Raw genomic sequence first — 22369 nt, 5'->3', positions numbered from 1 at the left:
GGCCGTGGCTTGCGGCGCAGGGGTGTTTACGCCTCATCCGGCGGCGGCGGCAATGTGTAGTGCACTCTCATCGTCCTTAGATCCCGCTTCACGATCTGCAGCACGTCTTCGCGTTCCGCGAGCGCGTTGAGCTCCCTGAGCACGAGAGAATGCGCGATCCCCAGCAGGCGCGCAAAGGCGCGGCTGTCATGCGCAATCCCCAATTCCGCGGCGACAAGGAGACCGGCCTGTATAGATGTCAGCCTGATATCCCTGCCTTGCGCCGCAGCGACGAGGGCAAGAAAACGATCGGCCTCGGAGGCCTCTTGGCTCACGCGGCTTGTCGCCGGCGGAAGGACACCATGATCGATTTCGAGGTGGGCGTATCGCTTTCCACGCCCGCGCTGCCAAGCGGCACGAGCACGTTCAGCTCGGGATAGTAACCCGCAATGCTTCCTCGCGGAATGTCATAGGGCACAAAGCGGAAATTCTCGGCGATGCGCTCGATACCGTCATCATGCTCGCCGACCACGTCGATCCGATCACCGGCCTCGGCATTCATCGCCTTGAGGTCGGCTGGATGAATGAAGATGACCTGCCGCTCCCCGTAGACGCCGCGATATCGGTCATCGAGACCGTAGACCGTCGTATTGTATTGATCGTGCGACCGGAACGTCTGCAGGGCGAAACGCCCCTCACCCTTTCGCGCCCGCTGATGCACCGTCTCCTCCGGAAGCGCTTCGCAAGAAAATGATGCCTTGCCTGCCGGCGTATCCCACTCCCGATGGGCTGCCGTATTGCGCAGGTGGAAACCGCGCGGTTTGCGCAAGCGCGCATTGTAATTTTCGAAACCTGGAATGGTCGTCTCGATATGATCGCGGATGCGGTCGTGGTCGTCGGCAAGCTCTTCCCAGTCGACCACGGCGGAGCCGACCGTCGCCTGTGCAATGCCGGCGATGATGGCGACTTCCGAGAGGAGATGCGGCGAGGCCGGACGATTGATGCCGGCAGACCCATGCACCATGCTCATCGAATCCTCGACGCTTATAAGCTGGGAGTTGCCCGCCGCGTTCAGATCCATCTCGGTGCGTCCGAGGCACGGCAGGATGAAGGCCACCTCGCCGGGCATGAGATGCGAATGGTTGGGCTTGGTGGCGATGTGCACCGTCAGCTTCAGCCGCCGCAACGCCTTTTCAACGAGCGCGCTGTCGGGCGTGGCGCGGGCAAAATTGCCGCCAAGCCCGATGAAGGCCTCGGCCGAGCCATCGAGCATCGCGCCGATCGCGGCAAGGACATTGTGACCATGTTCGCGAGGAACGGTGAAGCGGAAATGCTTCTCCAGCGCATCGAGGAAATCGTCCGCCGGCTTTTCGTTGATGCCGACGGTGCGGTCGCCCTGCACGTTGGAATGGCCGCGAACCGGGCAAAGGCCTGCCCCCGGCCGGCCGATATTGCCGCGCAGGAACATGAAGTTGGCGATCTCGCGGATCGTCGCCACGGAATGCAGATGCTGGGTCACGCCCATCGCCCAGGTGCAGATGACCCGCTCGGCGCTGATATAGACATCGGCTGCCCGTTCGATCTCCTGCCGGCTCAGTCCCGACTGGTCCTCGATGTCAGCCCAGCTCGTCGCCTCGACCGCCGCCCGGTATTCTGCAAAACCCGCGCAGTGTTCGGCGAGAAATGCGTGGTCGAGAACGAAGGGCAGACCGGCTTCGACCGCTGCGTCTTCCGCGGCCAGAACGGCCTTTGCCATCCCGCGCACCGCGGCCATGTCGCCGCCGAGCTGCGGTTGCAGATAAAGGCTGGCGATATCGGTCGAGCCGCCGCGCAGCATCTCGACCTTGTCCTGCGGGTCGGAGAAGCGCTCCAGGCCGCGTTCGCGGATGGGATTGAAGACGACGACGCGCGCGCCGCGGATGGCCGCCCGGCGCAAATCGCCGAGCATCCTCGGATGGTTGGTGCCCGGGTTCTGCCCGATCACGAAGATCGCGTCGGCCTCTTCGAAATCCTCCAGCAGCACGGTACCCTTGCCGACACCGACCGCCTGGCGCATGGCGATGCCGCTCGCCTCGTGGCACATGTTGGAGCAGTCGGGAAAATTGTTGGTGCCGTAGACGCGCACGAACAGCTGGTACAGGAAGGCGGCCTCGTTGCTCGCCCGGCCAGACGTGTAGAATTCCGCCCGGTTGGGGCTATCGAACCCCCTCAGGATGCTGCCGATCTCGGCAAAGGCATCCGCCCACGCGACCGGCAGGTAACGGTCGCTCGCCGCATCGTAGCGCATCGGATGCGTGAGGCGGCCATTGAGTTCCAGTTCATAGTCCGTCAACTGGCGCAGCTGCGATACAGTCCTTTCCGCGAAGAAGGCGGGCGTTGCCCGCTTTTCCGTCGCCTCCCAGGCGACGGCCTTCACGCCGTTCTCGCAGAACTCGAACGACGATCCGTGCTCGGGATCGCCCCAGGCGCAGCCCGGGCAGTCGAACCCATCCGGCTGGTTCGCCTTCAGCATCGTCCGCGCCCCTGAAATCGGCATGCCGCTTTGCAGCAAGCGCTTGCCGCAGCTCTTCAAAGCGCCCCAGCCCCCGGCTGCTGCCGACTTCTTACCAATGAATTTTGTGTCCATGCGCCCTGTATTGTCGAAGCGGGGAAAACATCAAGGGCGCACGCGCGATGGCTCGATAGGAAAAACCTATCAAGGATTCGACTAGCCGACGTCCTTGATGGCGTGCCGCTCCTCGGGTGAATGTGCCAGGATGCGATTGCGGCCTTGCGTCTTGGCGTCGTAGAGCGCGGCATCGGCCTCGCTCAGGAGGCGGTTCGGGTTGATCCTCAAGGTGGCTCCCGTCGCACAGGATATGCCGATGCTGGCGGTCACCCGGCCGAATTCGCTGCCGGTATGAACGATATTTTCCTGGCTTAGGAGACGTGCGAACTGTTCGGCAACGATCATCGCCCCCTTCGCACTGGTTGCAGGCAGCAGAACCACGAATTCCTCTCCGCCGTAGCGTGCGACGATGTCGGCCGGGCGGCTTACGGACTGGCGAAGACACCTGCTGACGACACGCAGGCATTGGTCCCCGGCGGGATGACCATAGGTGTCGTTATAGGCCTTGAAGCGGTCGATATCGACCATCAGAAGGCTGAACGGCGTGTTTTTCCTGGCGCTGCCTGCGGTCTCGCGGGCGAAAGCCTCGTCGAAGGCCCGGCGGTTGACCATGCCGGTGAGCCCGTCGGTCTCGGCGAGGGACTTCAGCTGCTCCGCCGACAGCCGGAGGGCGATTTCCGCCTGCTTGGTCGCCGTGATGTCGGAGACAACGGCCATCGCCGTGCCGTCTTCCGCTAACCTTGTCCGGATGCTGCGCCAGTCGCCGTTGTGAAGCTGAACCTCTTCGTCCTTGTTGCTGTGCAACGTCGCACTGACGGACCTGATCCACTCTTCGCGGTCAGCGTCCGGGATACCCGTGCGCTCGCCGGTTTCGGCAACGCGGCGAAGGATGTCGCTGATATGAGCGCCAACCACGCGGGCGTCTCCGGATAGCGGAAAGGCGGCGCGATACTGGTCGTTGCAAAAAACCAGAAAACCCTTGCTGTCGTACATGGCGATGCCATCGGACATGCCGGCCATCGCATGTGACAGCAGGTTCTTGCTCTTGCGCAATTCCCGCTCCAGAGCAGCCCGCTCCGTCACGTCACGCGTGACGCCGGCCAGGCCGATCACCCGTCCCTGCCTATCCTTCAGCGGCACCTTGGAGGCGAGCAGGTATCTGTCTTCGACACGCTCGACGGAGTCGATCAGGGGCACCCCGGTGTCCATGACCTGCTGTTCGAGATAATAAAATTCTTCGGCGCGCGGCCGCGAGATAAGATTGAAATCCGACAATCCGGTCATCTCCGCCGTGGTTCTGAAACGAAAAAGGCGGATCATATTTTCATTGACGGTGATGAACCGGCTGTTTCGGTCCTTCACGTAGAGATAATCGGGCGACTGCGAAAATGCGGTCACCAGGATGCTTCGCTCCAGCTCCCATTGTTGCGTCTTCAACAGAACGAAACCACACAGCACCGTCGCCAGGCAATTCAATACCGTCATCGGCAGACCGATGATGGCCAATACGCGGGCGTGGACCAGGGTGGGAAGCACCGCCATCAAAACAATCAGTGCGCCGCCGAGCGCGAGGCTCAGCAGCGCAACATCTATCAGCTCGGGAGATCTCTTGCGGATCCAGACGTTGGCAGCCAGGCCGATACCGGTCGCGACAGCAATTGCGATCAGACCGTCGATCATTGCCGCGCCGCCGACCCAGAAGCGGAAGACTATCGCCAGCGACGCCGCAAAGGCGGCCGCGATCGGTCCGCCAAACATGCCCGCCAAAGCAAGCGGCGAAAAGCGGATGTCGATATAAATGCCGGGATTGACTTCGACGGCCAGCAATATGGAGCCGATGGAGGCGCCGCCGGCTATGATTCCGAAGGCGATTTTTTCCTGTGTGACCGAACGACGCTGAAATTGGATCGAGAAATGCGCCCAGAGCGAAATCGCCAGGCACACGAATGACAGGTTGCCACCGAATTGCGTCCAGATGCCATTCACTGCGTTGGATCCACCTTCCAATACATGTATCGAACCAATCATAGGGCAACACTGGTTTGAGCTTCGTTAAATCAAAGACCTATCAAGCCATATTCCTTCGCAGACGCGTCTCCCGGCCGGTCGGCAGCAATGCGATGACAGGAAAGCAGGCGTCCGCCCCGACGATTAGGTATGGGCAGAGAGGCCCGCTGCCAGATTTGGCAACATCTATGGAAAGGTCATGCTCCAGCACGGCAAGAGACATCATGTCCGCAACGCCCTGCGGTTCAACGCCTAGCAGCCGCTGCATAAGGTATATTTAACAACAGCATCCTCTGCGTCGGGACACATATCCCAATGACACAATATACCGTTATCCGGATAAGCCTGCGCAATCGGGCCGTTGCAAGCGGCCAGCCCATGCCGCCAGCAGCCGCGGCTGCCGACGGCATCGTCCAACGCTTCTTCGACTACTTGCAGATCGCCGCCGCCAAGAAGCCACGCATCGCATCGCCATAGGGCGGCCGCATCATGTATTCCGCTTCCACCATCCTGCTCTGGTGATAGACGGCGCGCGGATGCGAGAAGGCGAGGAAGCCGAATTTGCCGTGATAGGAACCCATGCCCGAATGGCCGACGCCGCCGAAGGGCAGGCCTTCCGCCGTGACGTGGCTCATGCAGTCGTTGACCGTCACCCCGCCGGAAGTCGTATTGTCGAGCACGCGGGCCTCCTCCTGCTGATCCTGGCTGAAGTAATAGAGAGCGAGCGGGCGCGGCCTGGCATTGATACGATCGATGACGTCGGCGATATCGCGATAGGGAAGGACCGGCAGCACCGGTCCGAAGATTTCTTCCTGCAGCACGTGCATCTCTTCCGTGGGATCGAGTATTAAGGTCGGAGGCATGCGGTGGACCGATTGCTGGGAGAAATTCTCTGCCGCCGGGTTGATCTCGACGATCCTCGCGCCCTTGGCCCTGGCATCGTCGATCAGGCCCTGGATGCGGGCGTGGTGGCGAGCATTGACGATCGAGGTGTAGTCAGGATTTTCCTTCAGCGCCGGATACATCGCGCCGACCGCCGCGACCGCGTGGCCGGCAAAGGCTTCGACGCTTTCCTCGGGCACATAGACATGATCAGGTGCAAGGCAGATCTGGCCGGCGTTCAGCGTCTTGACGGTCATGACCCGGCGCGCCGCGTCTGCGAGGTCGCCCGAGCGGCCGACGATGACGGGCGACTTTCCGCCGAGCTCCAGCGTCAGCGGCGTCAGGTTTTCCGCCGCCGCGCGCATGACATGATGGGCGACCGCGGTTCCGCCGGTGAAGATCAGGTGGTCGAAGGCAAGGGATGTAAAGGCCGTGCCCGTCGCCGGTCCGCCCTGAACGACTGATATTTCCGTTTCGTCGAAGGCCCCGGCAATGAGTTCCGCCATCAATTCGGCCGAGGCCGGCGTCACCTCCGACGGCTTGATCATGGCGCGGTTGCCGGCGGCGAGAATGCCGGCAAGCGGCGCAAGGGCGAGCTGATAGGGGAAATTCCACGGGCTCAGGATCCCGACAATCCCCTTCGGCTGATAGACCACTTCGGCCACGGCGTCCGGGAACAATGCCTCGTGCTGCTCGGGCTTCAGCCATTCGACAAGATGGGCCTTGGCGTATTTGAGCGAAGCGACACAGGTGAAGACATCGAGAAGCAGGCTCGCCTCGACGCTGCGGCTGCCGAAATCCTCCGACAGGGCAGCGGCGATTGCATCCTTATGATCGACAAGAAGGGCGATGACGCGGTCGATGCGATCGATACGGGTGTCGATGCCCGGCGGGCCATCCCTCAGGAACGACGCCCTTTGCCGGCCAAGCAGCGCCTTCATGACATCGGGGCTGGTATCGGTGGCGATTGGGGTGACGGTGTTCATTGTTTCCTCCCTTGAACGATGTCAGACGGCCGGCTGACGCACGACCGGTTTCAGCACGATGCCCTTTTCCGAATCCTCCACCGCCTGGTTGATGTCGGCGAAATCATAGAAGGTGATGAGCCTGTCGAACGGGAAGCGGCCCTGCCGATGCAGGTCGATCAACAACGGGATCAGCACGTCGGGATTGGAATCGCCCTCGACGATGCCGCGGACCCGGCGCCCGCCCGACAGGATATGGGTGAGGTCGAGCGTCAGCGTTGCGCCATGGGGCGAGGCCCCGACGATGCCGCAGGTGCCGCGCGGCGCCAGCACCCGCACGCACTGGTCGATGACGGCGGGCACGCCGGAGGCATCGATCGAATAATCGACGCCAGCGCCGGTCAGCGCCATGATCGCGGCAACCGCGTCGCTCGCCTTGCCGTTGATGATGTCGGTCGCGCCGAGTTCCGCCGCAAGCGCCAGCCGCGTCTGGTTGACATCGACGGCGATGATCCGTGACGCGCCGACGATCCGCGCCGCCATCACGGCGGCAAGCCCGACGGAGCCCATGCCGAAAACCGCGAGCACTTTTCCCGGTTCGATCTTCAGCGCGTTCATGACCGCACCGGCGCCGGTCTGGAGGCCGCAGGCGAGCGGCCCGAGCAGCGCTAGGTTCGCTTCCTTCGGCACTTTCACGATATTGCGTTCATGGCACAGTGCGTGGCTGGCAAAGGAGGATTGCCCGAAAATATTACCGTGAACCCGCTCTCCCTCGCATGAGAGCCCGCTCGAACCATCGGCGCGCGCACCGAAGAAGTTGCGCGGGAAGAATTCGTGGCAATAGCTCTCCTCGTGATCGTTGCAGCTCGGGCAATGACCGCAGGAATTGAAGGTCATGACCACATGATCGCCGGGCTTGACCTTGGCAACGCCCGGCCCGACACGCTCGACGATGCCGGCGCCCTCATGACCGAGCACGACCGGCTGCGGCACCGGCAGGTGCTGGTCACGCATGACGATATCGGTGTGGCAAACCCCTGTCGCCACGACGCGAACCAGGATCTCACCCTCGCGCGGCTCCTCCAGATCGAGCCTTTCCAGCGAAAACGGCGTATGGGGCGCACGCGCCACCGCGGCATGGATCTTCATTGCTTTCCTCCTCCAGATGATCGGCTCGCAAACGGCCCGGCATGTCGGGCCTGTCCTCAGCGGCCGCGCTTGTAGGCGCCGAGCCCCGGCTGATAGGTCTTGTCGTCGAGGAACTGCTTCAGCCCCTCATCACGCCCCTTGGTCTTGTCGAGAAACAGCATCTGCTCCAGCTTGGCGTAGATGTAATCGTCGGCGAGTTCCCATGGCAGGTTGCGCACGCGCTTGTAGGTGTCCTTGGCGGCCTTCAGCGTCACCGGGTTCTTTTCGAGCAGGCTGGCGCAGATCTTGCGGACCCGGGTTTCAAGCTCCGCCAGCGGCACCGCCTCGTTGACGAGACCCATTTCGGCGGCCTTGCGCCCGCCGAACAACTCGCCGGTCATGATGTAATAGAGAGCGTCGCGATGGCGCATCACTTCAGCGACCGCGCGGGTGACGTTGCCGCCCGGCAAAATGCCCCAATTGATCTCGGAGAGGCCGAAATTCGCCTCCTCAGCGGCGATGGCGAGATCGCAGGAAACCAGCGGCGTGAAGGCGCCGCCGAAGCACCAGCCGTTGACCATGGCGATCGTCGGCTTTTCGAAATACATCAGCCGGCCCCACCAGTTGCCGGACTGGCGCCGCGCCTTCAGCGTGACGTCACGCGGCTTGTCGTCATTGTCGCGAAAATATTCCTTCAGATCCATGCCGGCGGACCAGGATTCGCCGGCGCCGCGCAGGACGAGGACGCCGCAACGCTCGTCGCCCTCGAGCTCGTCGAGCACTTCGAGCATCCTGATATTCAGGGCCGGATTCATCGCATTGCGCTTTTCCGGACGGTTGAGGGTCACGAAGGCGATGCCGTTGTCGAACTCGACCAGAACCGGCGATTGCATATCGGTCATGAGATTACTCCATGGGTTTCGGCGTGAATGCCGGGGCCGCGTCACAGGGCCTGTCGTTGAAGGGTTTCATCTGAATGGAACTGGCGCAGGACATGTTTCTGCACCTTGCCGGAGGCGGTGCGGGGAATGGCCTCGATGAAGAGGATGCGGGCCGGACGCTTGAAGGCGGCGAGCCTTGCCGCGCAATAGCCGGCGATCTCATCGCCCGTTGCCACGGCACCCGGCCGCAGCACGACATAAGCCACACCGCATTCGCCCCAGCGGATATCGGGAAGGCCGACGACCGCGGCGTCGAGGATATCGGGATGACTTGCGAGTGCGGCTTCGACCTCGGCGGGATAAACATTCTCACCGCCGCTGATGTACATGTCCTTCAGCCGGTCGACGATGCGATAGAAGCCGTTCGCTTCGCGCCGGCCGAGATCGCCGGTGCGGTACCAGCCGTCGGTGAAGGCGGCAGCGGTTTCCTGAGGTTTGTTCCAATAGCCCGGCGTCACCGCCGGCCCGCGCAGCCAGAGTTCGCCGATCTCGCCTTCATCAACCTCGCGGCCGTCCTCGCCGACGATGCGAATGTCGAGCAAGGGTGCCGGAAGACCGACGCTGCCGGGATTGTCCTGCACGGCGCGCCGATCGATCGGCACGTGCAGCACCGTTCCGGCCTCGCTCATGCCATAACCGTTGACCAGCGCAACGCCGTCGTCGAGATAGCTTTCGATCAGCGCCTGCGTCAGCGGCGCGCCGCCGACAAAGAGCGCATGCAGGCCGGCGAGCGCCGCGGCGCTGTAGGCGGGATCGTTGCGCAAGGCGAGCGCGATCTGCGGCACGGCAAAATAATGGGTGATGGCACGCTGCCGGTCGACAAGGGCAGCGAGCGTGCGCGCCGGCGTGAAGCGATCGGAGACGACGAGCGTGCCGCCCAGCATCAATGTGGTGCGCGCGACGGCAATCAGCCCGATCGTGTGGAAGAACGGCAGGTCGCACAGGGCGACGGATCCCGGCCCGATCTCTCCGACGACGGAAAAATTAATGGCGGCAAAAAAAGCGTTGCGGCGGGTGATGACGACGCCCTTCGGCTGTCCCGTCGTGCCCGAGGTGTAGAGAAGGACGCAGGCTCCATCGGCATCGGCGGACACCGGCGCGGCCGGAAGGCTTGCCTCGATCCGCGCGGCGAGCCCGGCCGGGCCGTCGGCCGTCGATATCACCGCCATCTCGGGATCGACGCTCGCAAGGCTGGCGACGGTTGCCGCGAACTCCTCGTCGTGAACGAGCAGAACCGGCGCGCAATCGGCAAGGATCGGCCGAAGCTCGGCGGCGTTGAGGCGCCAGTTGAGCGGCACGTAGATGGCGCCGGCACGCTGGCAGGCAAAGGCAAGCACGATCGAATCCATCGAGTTGCGCGCCAGCATGGCGACACGCGCGCCATCGCGGCGCGCTCCGAGCACATCGCTCAGCAGGCCGGTGCAGCGGGCGATCCGCGTATCGAGCTCGGCAAAGGTGAGCTGCCTGTTGGTGGCGATCTCGAACAGGGCCGGACGGTCCGGTGCGACGCGGGCGCGGTAAAGGATCGGATCATCCGTCACCAGTCCGCAATCCGCCGACGAAGCCATCCCGGAAAAGGAATGCGCCATTTTCTCCTCCCATGCCCACCGCTCCCCGCGGCAGGCATCACATTTGTATGCAACACATACTAATATCCTTTCCCGGAAAGATGCAAGAGGCTGTTTAAGACAAATCCGATCGCGCGAATGGCGCGAGGAAATCCGCACTACGGATATTGACTAACCTGCTGATTTTGATGGTTATGGCGCCTGGACGAGGCGAGAACGAACGATGGCGACAAAATCACCGCAGGACGATTTAGAGGGTGAAGATGCTCCCGCGACACCGGGACTCGACGTCGGCCGGCTTGGCGATCTGCTGGGATTTCATCTGCGCATGGCCCATGTCGCGATCTATCGCGACTTCGCCGAAACCATGGAAGAACTGGCGCTGACGCAAAAGCAGCTGGCGGTGATGGAACTCGTCGCCGGCAATCCGGGCGCATCGCAGATCGACCTTGCCAATACGCTCGGCACCGACCGGGCCACGATGATGGCCCTCGTCAACCGGCTGGCAGCCCGCGACCTGATCGAGCGCCGCCCCTCCGCGGCCGACCGCCGGCGCCAGGAACTCCATCTGACGAAGGCGGGACACGCAATGCTCGCCAGGGCGCGTGGGCTGATCGATAGGCACGAGCAGCGTTTCATCGAGCTGTTTTCGCGCGACGAACTGGACGCGCTGCTGGCGGCGCTGAAGCGGATATACAAGGGGAACTGAAACCCGCCTTCGCTTGGGAAGCGAGCAGCATCCAAGCCTTTAGATTTCTATTGGGTAACCCCCGTGTTATGATCCCCATCCTGGCGTCGTCCGCCGTGGGTTCTGCACACGGAGACTTGTCTCATGAGCGAAGTGGACGTACTTTTTGCCTCCCTGCGACAGGCGGCTGACCCGCAGACGGTCGAGTGCATCGAAAACGTCGTCACGCATGGTTCGGATCGCGAGCTCAATCGCATCAATGCGCTCGCTTTCGCCGATAAGCATGATCTCGACCAAGAGAAAACCATCGCCGCGTTTCTCCATGCAGCCCGCATAGGCGCATTCGAGATGACCTGGAATGTCCTTTGCCCGGGATGCGGCGGCGTCCTCGACAGCGGCGCAACCCTCAAAACCGTCGTCCACGAGACGTATCATTGCGCGCTCTGCGCGGCCGGATACGAGCCGACTCTCGACGAGATGGTCGAGGTCACGTTTACAGTCAGCCCGCGCGTGCGCAGGATTGCCGGTCACGATCCCGATCGGTTGGCGCCGCTTGAATACTACCGCCAGATCTTCTTCAGCTCCGGGGTCGACCTACCTGACGATCTCGAAGCGAGGTTTTCACGCATCCAGCTGGAGATGATCGAGCTGGCTCCGGGCGAAAAGGCCTTCGTCTCCCTGCAACTGCCGGCGCAGTTCGTCATCATTTTCGATCCGGTCACACACTCGGCGCAGTTCATCGACGTGCAGGGTGAGCCGACCGACGAACGTCAAACCCTCTCGATGATCATCAGCCGAACGCATGCGCTGAACGAAACGCTGACCCTGCGCCCCGGCTCACTGCGGCTGACGCTCGAAAACCACACCGATCGCAGAGTGGTGCCGAACGTCTGCATCGCAGGCGACGAGCTGCACGACCTCTTGGGCCGCAGGCGGCCTTTCCTGACAGCCAAGCGTCTGCTGACGAACCAGAGCTTCCGAGACATCTATCGGACCGACACACTCGATGTCGACCAGCGCCTCAAGATCACCAGCCTGACCTTCCTCTTCACCGACTTGAGGGGCTCGACCGCGCTTTATGAGCGCGTCGGAGATCTTGCCGCTTTCGATCTGGTGCGCGCGCATTTCCGGGTTCTTCACGAGATCGTCGCCACAGAGGCCGGAGCGGTCGTCAAGACCATCGGCGATGCCGTGATGGCGACCTTCCCGAGCCCGGACCGTGCGGTGGCGGCCGCACTCAAGATGCGGGAGGCGATGCTTCGTTTAAATGCCGAACACGGCAGCGACGACCTTCTCCTGAAGATCGGCATCCATGAGGGACCATGCCTCGCGGTCAACCTGAACGACCGGCAGGACTACTTCGGCCAGACCGTCAATATCGCGTCGCGCGTCCAGGGCCTAGCCGATCCCAATGTGATCATGACGACGGAGGCAATCGTCGAGGATGCCCAAGTTTCAGAAATCCTCCGCGACAGCGGCATCACCTCGGCCTCCCGGATGGCGGAGCTTCAGGGCATCGGGAGAGAGGTGAGGATCTTCGCGCTGTCGTGAGGTTCCTCTTCTCGTCGACGTCAAGCCAGCTTTAGCAGGTTCCGCCAAGGGGCCGAAGTGGACATTCATTGGGCAATCGGTGTTCGGCAACTTCTCGCCCCCAAGACGGCCGTTAAGACCCCGGTCTGTCGTTCTGAAAGCTGCCGGTCGGCTATGAATGCGACAATGCCGCAAGTGAGCCGTCCAGGCAGCTAGCGTCTTTCCCGCAATAATTGAGTGCTACCCATCCCATTCACAATACTTTCAGGGCTTCAGGTTAGTTGAGCGAGGATATCGTCGAACTGTAGATCGCGGTTGCGCCAATTGTAGCCGTTCGCTTGCCTTCGCTGGAACGGCCGCTCCCACCGCCTGTATCAGCCTTTTTGATCTACCTCATATCGGCCAGGGCTCCTCAGCCAAGCCACCGGATAATTTCGTAGGCCGGCATCGGGCGATGAAAGCCTTTCAAACTCAATTCGCCAACTGTAACGGCTTCGACCAACGGTTCCACGGCGCCAAAGACTCGTTGGCTGACGAGGATCTGACGTGATTTGGCCTGCTCGCACAATCGGGCGGCATGGTTGGGGATGGTGCCGATGACCGCATAATCCGAGCGCTGGTCGAAGCCGATTTGCCCGATGGTTGCATGGCCACGGGCGATGCCGATCCCGAAACCAAGCAAATAGCCACGTTTGCGCCATTGTTCCAAATGCTCGTCAATGGCATCGCGCATCCCCGTGGCCATAGAGACGGCTTTTTCCGTGTGGTCAGCGCAGGGCAAAGGATCGTTGAAGACGACAAGTAGACCATCACCGACAAAACGCTCCAAAGTCCCTCCGTAGCGAGTGATTAGCTCTCCTAGACAGGAATGGTACTCGCTGAGGACTGTCATCACCTCTTCGGGCTCGGTGGTCTCAGCGAAGGCCGTAAAGCCGCGCAGATCGCAGAAAACGACTGTCACCTCGCGCCGGTGGCTTTGGAGAAGCGTGTCGCCATCCCCCGCTGCGACGATAAGGTCGGCGACCTGCGCCGGCAAAAATCGCCTGAGCCGGCCCATTCGCTCGATTTCCGTTACCTGCTCAGCCACCGTTTGTTCAAGGGACCGATTCCATGCCGCCAATTGGGCGGCCTGATCTTCCAGGCGCAGTGCCTGGCTCTCGACCGTGTCGTGAAGCGCCTTTTGGCGCAGCATCGAACGCACACGGGCCAGAAGCGCCCTGTGCTCAAAGGGTTTGGTCAGATAGTCGTCGCCGCCAGCGTCCAATCCTTCGACCACGTCCCGCGTATCGGCCTTCGCTGTGACAAGGATGACCGGGATCGATCGAAGGGAGACGTCCTGCTTGAGCGTGCGAACAACGCTGATGCCATCGAGTTTAGGCATCATGATGTCGAGGAGGATCAGATCCGGCTTGAACTCACGCACCTTCGCAAGCCCTTCTTCGCCATCCGCGGCAGTCATCACTTCATAGCCGTTCGCTTCAAGGCGAAGGCGCAAGATTTCCAGATTTTCTGGAGTATCGTCGACGGTAAGAATGAGAGGCGGATCGTGCAATGTCCCATCTCCCTCAACCAAGCAATCCGCGAACCTTCGCGAGCAACTCACGCGGGCTGAATGGCTTGGCTAGGTAGTCATCGCATCCCGCAGCAAGCGCTTTCGCCTCATCACCCGACAGCGCGTAGGAGGTGACGGCAATGATTGGAATGTGCCGGAGTTCCGGGTTGGCCTTGATACGGCGGGCGGCTTCATACCCGTCTATCACAGGAAGCTGAATGTCCATGAGGATCAGGTCCGGCTTCACAGCTGCTGCGGCGGCGACCCCCGCAGCACCATCCGCGGCCTCTATCAGTTCGTATTCGGTGGTGCCCATGAGATCGCGGATGATCTGGCGGTTGTCCTCGGTGTCTTCCACCATCAGTATTCGTTTGCTCATGCCGCCTCCGCGCTTTCCTCTACCCGGATCGGAATCTTCAAGCGGAAGGTCGAGCCTGAACCGGGAACGGACTCGACGTCTATGGTTCCGCCATGCATTTCAACGATACGTTTTGAGATCGCCAAGCCTAGACCGGTGCCGCCCTTCTGCTTGGTACTGCTGCTGTCGACCTGCTGGAATTCTTCGAAGATGAGCACCTGGTCTTTAGCCGCAATGCCGGGACCTGTGTCGCGCACTGTGATCTCGAAGTGTCCATCGACCGCATCGGCAAGAATGTCGATCGCACCCGTGTCGGTAAACTTGACGGCATTGCCGGCAAGATTCAGGAGGACCTGCGTCAAGCGGCGTTCGTCCCCCCGTCCGATGGGAAGTTTTTCGGCAACAGTCGCCGCGAGCATCAGACCTTTGGCTCGCGCGAGCGGCTCTACCGCCGTAATAGTCGATCGAACAATCTGCCCGACGGAGTATTCCTCGAGCGCAAGCGTCAGCTGGCCCGCTTCGATCTTTGAAAGATCGAGCACGTCGTTGATGAGCCCCAATAGGTGGTGGCCGCTTGCTTGCACGCGCGCCACGGTGGTCTTCGCCCGGTCCGGGAGCTCCCCGTAGACGCCGTCGACCAACAGCTCGGTGAAGCCCAGGACTGAATTGAGCGGTGTCCTGAGTTCATGGCTCATATTCGCGAGGAACTGAGACTTGTGGCGGCTGGCTGCTTCGAGCTCCCGGCCTTTCTCCTCAATCTCGCGGAACAGCTTCGCGTTTTGGATGGCAAGCACCGACTGGGCTGCGAAGGTTTCCATCAGGTGCACGACCTGTTCGCCGAATTCACCTGGCTCGCGGCGCCTGACGACAAGCGTACCGACGATCTTGTTCGGCCCGAGCAATGGAACCACGAGGACGCTGCGATATCCGGCGTCGGAGACGATCTTCTGAACGGAAGGTGGCGTTTGTTCTTCAAGGTCAGGGACTTGGATCGGCGTCCCACGCCGTGCGGCGTCGCCGATAGCTGCGTCGTTCAGTCCTATCGGCTGGTCGGAAATTGCGGCGATACGCTCATTGCTCATCCCAAAAGTAGCGCGGAGGCGGAATTGTTGCCTTGTGCTGCTGAACACATAGATAATGCCCTCATCCGTGTCCGACAGTTGGACAGCCTTCGCGACGATCGTCTCCAGCACGGTGTCAAGATCGAGCGTCGAGTTGACAGCCTTGCTGACTTCCCCGAGCGCCTCAAGTTCGCCAACCGAGCGTGCAAGTTCGGCCGTGCGCACCTGTACCTCTTGATATAGCCGCCCCAACTGCTCGGACGTCTGATTGACATTTCTGGCAAGCACACCAAGCTCATCCCGGTTGGCGACGGTAACCTGTTGCGCAAAGTCGCCGGCCGCGATCTGGCGCAGCCGCATCTCGATCTTTTTGACCGGCTCGATCAATGACCAAGAAATAACGTAGCCAAGCCCGAGTGCAAGCAGGATGCTGCCTACCGCAAACGAGACCACGATCAGTCGTGACGTCCCATACACACCTTCGGTCGCCTTGATTGCCGCCACCATGTCGGCTTCCGCGATGTTGACCAGTTGGTTGGTCAGCCGCTCGAGGCGGTCGGCCGATGGTATGATCTCATCGAGCTGCATCCTGCGCGCCTCGTCTGTGCGCCCGGCGCGGATGAACTCGACGACATGCGTGACTTCTGCGGTTAGCTGGTTGTATTCTTGCCGGACCTGGGCCAACACCTGCTTCTCGCTTGCGGCGACAAACTCCATGCGGTCGAGGTCATATCCAAACTGGTTGAGCTGGCGGGATGCTGTATCGAGCATCCCATCGTCCTGAAGCAAAAGTGCGGTCGAGATGCTGTAGAGCTGGTTCGTCGTGTCGTGCTGGACCTGGCGATAGGCGGCAATCTTACGCTGAAGCCTGATCAGCTCGGTCGTCTGAGCGTTGACTCCACTCAGCACCTGCAACCCGACGGTTCCAAGCACGATCAGCATTCCGACGATCGACAGGAACGCGATCAACAGCTTGGTCTGGACGCCAAACGGCAGCTGCGCGACCCAGTCGATCAGCCGTCTCGTGAGATTAATCGGCTTATTCCAGGAGGCTAAGAAGATCACTCCGGAACTCCTCCAGGTCGAATCCAGCGCCGAGATATTGTACGCGCAACATGCCATTCGGATCTACGAGCGACGTCAGCAGAGTATGATCGATGTCACCCTTCGCCGTCTTCCTGGCGATAACGCCGTATTTTCGTCCAACCTCATGGACAATTGCCGGATCACCGGTCAGAAATGACCAACCCTTTAAGTCTGCGCCGAAACTACCGGCGTATTGCTTCAGCACCTCGGGGGTGTCACGCTCCGGGTCGACGGTAATGGTAACGAAAACGATCTCGGATCCGAACGTACCACCCAGCTTAGTTTTCACGCGCGCCATGTTGTCGGTTAGCATCGGGCAGATGTCGGCACAGGAAGCAAAGATGAACGCAACCGCGACCACCTTGCCGCGGAGGTCGCGCAGCGTAACGGGTGTCCGGTCCTGCGATGTCAGCGTGAAATCCGCCGCCGGTCCGATCGTCGGCAGGCGCTGATCGTGCGATACGTCATGCGCATGCGCCGGCCCGGAAAGTAGCGCCAGTGACAGAAGAAGCGTCGGCCACCTGCTCATGTCTTCAACTCGCGCTTCAACTCGCCGAGGAAACGCCAGTCGGTGCCGCCAGCGATAATCTCCTGCGGAGTGGATTTGATCATGCCCAGCTCCTGCATGCGCAGGGCATAGAAACGCAGAGAGTCTTCAGCATCATATTCCCGCCACCGGTCGTAGCGGATATCCTTCAGCGTCTGCAGCGCGAAATCATATGACGGGACAAACTCGCGATCGACCATCTGCCGCGCCACCGTTGCCGGATCCGACACGCAGAGGTCGGCGGCCTTAACGATGGACCGCAAGACCCGCTTGGTCGCCACCGGGTACTTGTTCACGTAGTCCGCCCTGGCGGAGATCATGCAGCAGAAATACTGTGACCACGGGCGGTCGACGGCATTGTTCAGGATCGTGTGGCCGATCTTGCTGGCGCGCAGCTGCTGCGGCTGGGGCGGCGTGCCAAGGAATGCGTCTATCTTCCCCTCGATAAAGAGTTCCGTCGGCTTGTTGTCTCCAGTCAAGACCCACTGAATGTCGTTGACGGGATCGAGCCCGACATAGGCGGCCATGAGGGTCAGCCACACGTGTCGCGAGTTATTGAAACCATCCACGCCCACCCTCTTGCCCCTGAGATCCGTCACGCTGCGGATGCTCTCCTTGGCGATCAGTTCGAGGCATCCCGAGTGCAACCCGGTTAGCACCTTGATCGGCACGCCGGCGTCGATCGACGCGATCTGATTAGGCGGAAAGTTCACAGAGAAATCGGTCTCACCGCGAGCCATCCACTCCGATTGGTCGACGCTCCTGTCGCCCTCGACGTAGCGGACATCCGTGAAGCCCTCTGCGCGCATCAGTTCTCCGGCGATGTACGCGCCTGCCCAGCAGTAGGAACCACCGACGTACCGCGGCAGGCGAACCGAGGTCGTTTCCAGCGGTTCCGCCTGGAGTGCCTCCGGAAGACCGACGATACCGGCAGCGCCTGCCATTGCAGCGGCGGCCAGGAATCGGCGGCGGGTTTGGATGATCTGCATCAGTACGCTCCTCCGAACCATAAAAAAGGGGTCTGGACCGGAGTCGAGCAAAAGAGATTCCGGCACAGTGCGACATCTTGTCGGGCGCGCCCGAAGGCTTGCGAGCTGAAGCGCGCTCTTATGAAGGCGGGAGTCTTGCGCGCTCTGTCGCTGACGGTTGAAAGGTTCTAGCCAGCGATAAGCAATCATACGCCTCATTTGGGCGGCTGTCATTGACGGCTTTGAGTCGCATTCTGGAAGTTCGAGCTTATTTCGCGGAACGACCGGATGCGGTCAAGAAACGAAAATACTCGCTCTGACGTGAAGGTCCGCTATTTAGGATTAGAGCCCCGAAGCGCTGTCGGTCTGCTGTCGGCCCCAAATCACTCGGTCCTTTAAGCCGCGTAGGACTGCTCCCGTCGCATTGCAGCCCTACGCGGCTTGGGATTGATTCCGGCGCATGATCCATGACCCAGGATTGGCAAGCTGTTACTTTGACCAAGGAGCCCCCAACCTAAGGCCAATCGGCATAGCCCGAGGACAGCATGCTGTTTCCCGAGCCGGCCGAAGCGCGGGCGATTTCGCGGTAGCTGGCGGGTGAAAGGCCGGTCTTGCGCTTGAAGAAATGGCTGAAATAGGTCGGGTCGCGAAAGCCGAGGCTGTCGGAGATTTCCTGGATATTGCGGGCTGATCGCTCCAATCTGAGCTTTGCCTCCTGCACCACGCGCTCGTGCAGCAGCTGGATCGGTGAGCGGCCGAGCGCCCTATGGCAGGTGGAATGCAGCCGGTCGGTCGTGACGCCCAGTTCTGCGGCATAGTCGCTGATCGGCCGGTGCTGGCGGAAACCGGCCTCGACCAGTTGCCGGTATCTCTGCAGGATCGATCCCACTTCGCCCTGCCCGCGCTGCTCGCTTCTTTCGCCATCGGAGCCGCGCCACAACGCCATCAGGATAAGCCTGATATAGGCGGATGCGACCATCCAGGAGGAGCGGGAGGGATCGCCCAATTCCCGCACGAAGCCGGAGATCAGCGGACTGATTTCGGTGACCGTCAAGGGATCCAGTGCCTCGACCAGCTTGCGCTGTTCGGTGAAGATGCGCAGCGAATAGGATTCCACCTTGTCGCCGATCGCATCGACCATGATCTGCGGCGAAGCGCCGACCAGATGAGCCGCGGTTCCGGCTGATATCGACAGGTCGCATCGCGCCTGTGGCGGCAGGAAGGCGAGCAGCGGTCCGTGCAGCGGCCGATGTTCGCCATTGTCGAAGTGAAGTTCCCCGCTCCCCTCGCCGAGCAGAAGGAAATGATGGAAATCGGCATACAGCCCTTTTTGAAAACGGATGCGCCGGTGCGACAGCGACGGAGCGTGCCACTCGCCCCTGGCATAGTGATGAATCCCTCCGTCCGTCGCCAACGCTTCTCCTCCACTCCCCAAGTCAAACAATGCTGATTTCACCGGATAATTACAATATTAACCCAATAAATCGCATTCCATCCGTACCAGATCGGCGTAACCTTTTCTCCATCAGCCTTTGGGAGGAGGCACTTCAACAGATGCAGGAACGGTCAGGCGGCCCTCGTGGCGCCGCGTCCGCTCGTTTTCTCCCATGGCAACAATGCGAGCGTCATCACGTGGAACCAACGCGTGGGGAATGGTGGAACGGTGTTTTCGGCAAAGCTGATGATCAACAACGAGGCGATGGATGCTTCCGAAGGGGCCACCTTCGAACGCAGCGATCCGTTGACCGGCGATGTCGCAACGATCGCCTCGGCAGGATCCGTTGCTGACATGACGAGGGCAGCCAATGCGGCAGCAGCGGCCTTTCCGAACTGGTCGCAGACCGGCCCGGGCGAACGACGCAGGCTCCTGAATGCCGCCGCCGACATCCTGGAGGCCCGCACCCCCGAACTCGTTGCCGCCATGACCGGTGAAACCGGCGCCACCGCGCAATGGGCGGCGATCAATTGCGGGCTCGGCGCGGATATTCTTCGCGAGGCTGCGGCGATGACCACGCAAATATCCGGCGAGATCATTCCCTCCGCCATTCCGGGAAGCCTTGCCATGGCGGTCCGCCAGCCGGCAGGCGTCTGCGTCGGCATTGCCCCCTGGAATGCGCCAATTATCCTAGGCACCCGCGCCGTCGCCATGCCGCTTGCCTGCGGCAACACCGTCGTCCTCAAGGCGTCAGAACTTTGCCCGAAGACCCATGGCCTGATCGGCGACATCCTGTGTGACGCCGGCTTTCCGCGCGGCGTCGTCAATGTCGTTTCCAATGCGCCGAGCGATGCCGCCGCCGTCGTCGATGCGCTGATTGCCCATCCGGCCGTGCGCCGCATCAACTTCACTGGCTCCACCCGCGTCGGCAGGATCATTGCCGAGTCCGCGGCAAGGCATCTCAAGCGCTGCCTGCTCGAACTCGGCGGCAAGGCGCCGTTCATCGTCCTTGCCGATGCCGATATCGATGAGGCGGTGCGTGCGGCCGCCTTCGGCGCCTTCATGAACCAGGGCCAGATCTGCATGTCCACCGAGCGGATCATCCTGATGGACGAGATCGCCGACGGCTTCGTCGGCAAATTCCGCACCAAAGCCGCAACCCTCGTCGCCGGCAATCCCAAGGACGGCAACACGCCGCTCGGCACGCTGATCAACGCTGAGGCCGTCCGGCGTGTCCGGTCGCTCGTCGATGATGCCCTGCAAAAGGGCGCTGTCCTCGTCTGCGGCGGCCAGGTCAACGGCACGCTGATGGACGCGACCGTCATCGATCACGTGACGCCTGCCATGCGCATCTACCGCGAGGAGAGCTTCGGGCCGGTCGCGGCGATCGTCCGGGTCGGCAGCGTCGACGAGGCCGTCACGGTTGCCAACGACAACGAATACGGGCTGTCGGCCGCCGTTTTCAGCGCCGACGTCAATGCGGCTCTTGCCGTTGCCATGCGGCTCGAATCCGGCATCTGCCACATCAACGAGGCGACAGTTTCCGACGAGCCGCAAATGCCCTTCGGCGGCGTCAAATCAAGCGGCTACGGCCGCTTCGGCGGCAAGGCGGCGATCGATGAATTCAGCGAGCTCAGATGGATCACCATGGCCTCGGCAAAACGTCACTACCCGATCTGAATCGATCGGCCGACATGAACACTGGGAACGGGCTGGGAGGCCCGATCAAGAGGGAGGAATGATTTCATGAACGGCATTTTCCGCAGCGGAAAAATCAACGCGGCATCGCTGAGCCGCCGCTCTTTCATCGCATCGACCGTGGCGGGTGGTGCGGCGCTGGCGCTTTCCGGCCGCACGGCCTTTGCTCAAAGCGGTGATACGCTGAAGGTCGGCTTCATCAGCCCGCGCACCGGCCCTCTCGGCGGCTTCGGCGAGACGGACGGCTATGTGCTGGAACTGGCGCGCAAGGCGCTGGCGAACGGCCTGCAGGCAGGCGGCAAGACCTGGAAGGTTGAGATCCTCGACCAGGACACCCAGTCCGATCCCTCGCGCGCCGGCCAGCTGGCGAAGGACCTGATCAACAACCAGGCGATCGACCTGATGCTCGCCGTCTCGACGCCCGAAACCATCAATCCGGTGGCCGACGCCTGCGAGGCGGCGGGCATTCCCTGCCTCTCGACGGTCATGCCCTGGGAAGCCTGGTATTTCGGCCGCGGCGCCAAGCCGGGCGCGCCCTCGCCGTTCAAGTGGACTTATCATTTCGGCTTCGGCGTCGAAGAGTTCCACAAGGCCTATGTCTCGCAGTGGAACCTGATCGAGACCAACAAGAAGGTCGGCGTCATGTATCCCAACGACGCCGACGGCAATGCGATCCGCGCCCATCTGGCGCCGGCGCTCGCCAAGGAGGGCTTCACCATCGTCGATCCCGGCGCCTATGAAACCGGAACCACCGACTTTACGGCGCAGATCGCTCTCTTCAGGCAAGAGGGCGTGGAGATCTTCAATTCGTTCCCGATACCACCTGACTTCGCCGCCTTCTGGCGTCAGGCCGCACAGCAGGGCCTTACCCAGCAGATCAAGATCTGCCAGATCGCCAAGACGGGCCTGTTTCCCTCCGACATCGAGGCGCTCGGCGACCTCGGCCTGAACATCGGCAGCGCCGCCTACTGGCACAAGGCCTTCCCCTACAAGTCGACGCTGACGGGTGTCTCCGGCACCGAACTCGCCGACGGCTATGAAACCGCAAGCGGCAAGCAGTGGACGCAACAGCTCGGCGCCAGCCTTGCGCTTCTCGACGCCGGCTTCGATGCGCTGAAGGCCAGCACCGACGTCAAGAGCAAGGAGGCCGTCGCCAAGGCGATCAGCACGCTGAAGACCACCACCATCGCCGGCAAGGTCGACTTCACCAGCGGCCCCGTCGCCAACGTCTCTCCCGGACCGATCATCGGCACGCAATGGGTGAAAGCGCCGGAGGGCTCGAAATTCGCGCTCGACTACGTCGTCACCGAAAACGCCACCGATCCCAATGTCCCGGTGGGCGCCAAGCTCACTGCTTACAACGGATAA

At 61.7% G+C, this 22369-nt stretch carries 17 protein-coding genes; 4 read left to right on the top strand and 13 right to left on the bottom strand.

All coding sequences use genetic code 11. From position 1 onward, the window contains the following. Positions 1 to 26: 26 nt before the first annotated feature. The 7 genes from AC245Y_RS26040 to AC245Y_RS26010 form a co-directional block, all read right to left on the bottom strand. Entirely contained in the window at positions 27 to 314 is a 288-nt protein-coding gene (locus AC245Y_RS26040; RefSeq protein ID WP_017996007.1) for a hypothetical protein, read from the bottom strand. Beyond that, entirely contained in the window at positions 311 to 2605 is a 2295-nt protein-coding gene (locus AC245Y_RS26035) for an FdhF/YdeP family oxidoreductase (RefSeq protein ID WP_017996008.1), read from the bottom strand. Before AC245Y_RS26035 ends, AC245Y_RS26040 begins: the two co-directional genes overlap by 4 nt. A gap of 81 nt (positions 2606 to 2686) precedes the next feature. After that, positions 2687 to 4615 carry a diguanylate cyclase gene (locus AC245Y_RS26030; RefSeq protein ID WP_017996009.1) on the bottom strand — a complete coding sequence of 643 codons (1929 nt, stop codon included), beginning with the start codon at positions 4613 to 4615 and terminating at the stop codon, positions 2687 to 2689. 407 nt (positions 4616 to 5022) lie between these two features. Next, on the bottom strand, positions 5023 to 6462 hold the full coding sequence (locus AC245Y_RS26025) for a coniferyl aldehyde dehydrogenase (RefSeq protein ID WP_017996011.1): 1440 nt from the start codon (positions 6460 to 6462) through the stop codon (positions 5023 to 5025). A gap of 21 nt (positions 6463 to 6483) precedes the next feature. Beyond that, positions 6484 to 7590, bottom strand: a complete 1107-nt coding sequence (locus tag AC245Y_RS26020) for an NAD(P)-dependent alcohol dehydrogenase (RefSeq protein WP_017996012.1) — start codon at positions 7588 to 7590, stop codon at positions 6484 to 6486. Positions 7591 to 7646: 56 nt separating this feature from the next. Continuing rightward, positions 7647 to 8471 carry a p-hydroxycinnamoyl CoA hydratase/lyase gene (locus tag AC245Y_RS26015; RefSeq protein ID WP_017996013.1) on the bottom strand — a complete coding sequence of 275 codons (825 nt, stop codon included), beginning with the start codon at positions 8469 to 8471 and terminating at the stop codon, positions 7647 to 7649. A 41-nt stretch (positions 8472 to 8512) separates the two neighbouring features. Further along, a complete protein-coding gene (locus AC245Y_RS26010; protein ID WP_017996014.1) occupies positions 8513 to 10099 on the bottom strand; it encodes an AMP-binding protein in 1587 nt (528 codons plus the stop codon). Positions 10100 to 10301: 202 nt separating this feature from the next. On the opposite strand from AC245Y_RS26010, the gene AC245Y_RS26005 reads away from it, so the two are divergent. After that, on the top strand, positions 10302 to 10787 hold the full coding sequence (locus tag AC245Y_RS26005) for a MarR family winged helix-turn-helix transcriptional regulator (protein ID WP_017996015.1): 486 nt from the start codon (positions 10302 to 10304) through the stop codon (positions 10785 to 10787). A 123-nt stretch (positions 10788 to 10910) separates the two neighbouring features. Then, entirely contained in the window at positions 10911 to 12317 is a 1407-nt protein-coding gene (locus AC245Y_RS26000; RefSeq protein WP_003562238.1) for an adenylate/guanylate cyclase domain-containing protein, read from the top strand. 391 nt (positions 12318 to 12708) lie between these two features. Here the strand turns inward: AC245Y_RS26000 and AC245Y_RS25995 are convergent, their stop codons facing one another. The 6 genes from AC245Y_RS25995 to AC245Y_RS25970 form a co-directional block, all read right to left on the bottom strand. Next, positions 12709 to 13848, bottom strand: a complete 1140-nt coding sequence (locus tag AC245Y_RS25995; RefSeq protein WP_017996016.1) for a response regulator — start codon at positions 13846 to 13848, stop codon at positions 12709 to 12711. 13 nt (positions 13849 to 13861) lie between these two features. Continuing rightward, entirely contained in the window at positions 13862 to 14227 is a 366-nt protein-coding gene (locus AC245Y_RS25990) for a response regulator (protein ID WP_003562240.1), read from the bottom strand. Continuing rightward, positions 14224 to 16332 carry a sensor histidine kinase gene (locus tag AC245Y_RS25985; RefSeq protein WP_017996017.1) on the bottom strand — a complete coding sequence of 703 codons (2109 nt, stop codon included), beginning with the start codon at positions 16330 to 16332 and terminating at the stop codon, positions 14224 to 14226. The genes AC245Y_RS25990 and AC245Y_RS25985 overlap by 4 nt, the downstream gene beginning before the upstream one ends. Beyond that, positions 16307 to 16882: an SCO family protein gene (locus AC245Y_RS25980; RefSeq protein ID WP_003562242.1), complete on the bottom strand. Its 576-nt coding sequence runs from the start codon at positions 16880 to 16882 to the stop codon at positions 16307 to 16309. Before AC245Y_RS25980 ends, AC245Y_RS25985 begins: the two co-directional genes overlap by 26 nt. Then, on the bottom strand, positions 16879 to 17889 hold the full coding sequence (locus tag AC245Y_RS25975) for an ABC transporter substrate-binding protein (RefSeq protein ID WP_017996018.1): 1011 nt from the start codon (positions 17887 to 17889) through the stop codon (positions 16879 to 16881). Before AC245Y_RS25975 ends, AC245Y_RS25980 begins: the two co-directional genes overlap by 4 nt. A gap of 493 nt (positions 17890 to 18382) precedes the next feature. Beyond that, positions 18383 to 19282: a helix-turn-helix transcriptional regulator gene (locus tag AC245Y_RS25970; RefSeq protein WP_003562245.1), complete on the bottom strand. Its 900-nt coding sequence runs from the start codon at positions 19280 to 19282 to the stop codon at positions 18383 to 18385. A 267-nt stretch (positions 19283 to 19549) separates the two neighbouring features. On the opposite strand from AC245Y_RS25970, the gene AC245Y_RS25965 reads away from it, so the two are divergent. After that, positions 19550 to 20983, top strand: a complete 1434-nt coding sequence (locus AC245Y_RS25965; RefSeq protein ID WP_172643743.1) for an aldehyde dehydrogenase — start codon at positions 19550 to 19552, stop codon at positions 20981 to 20983. A gap of 66 nt (positions 20984 to 21049) precedes the next feature. Continuing rightward, on the top strand, positions 21050 to 22369 hold the full coding sequence (locus AC245Y_RS25960) for an ABC transporter substrate-binding protein (RefSeq protein ID WP_017996020.1): 1320 nt from the start codon (positions 21050 to 21052) through the stop codon (positions 22367 to 22369).

Source organism: Rhizobium sp. SRDI943, assembly GCF_057653695.1.
This window is presented reverse-complemented; position numbering and strand designations above follow the sequence as displayed.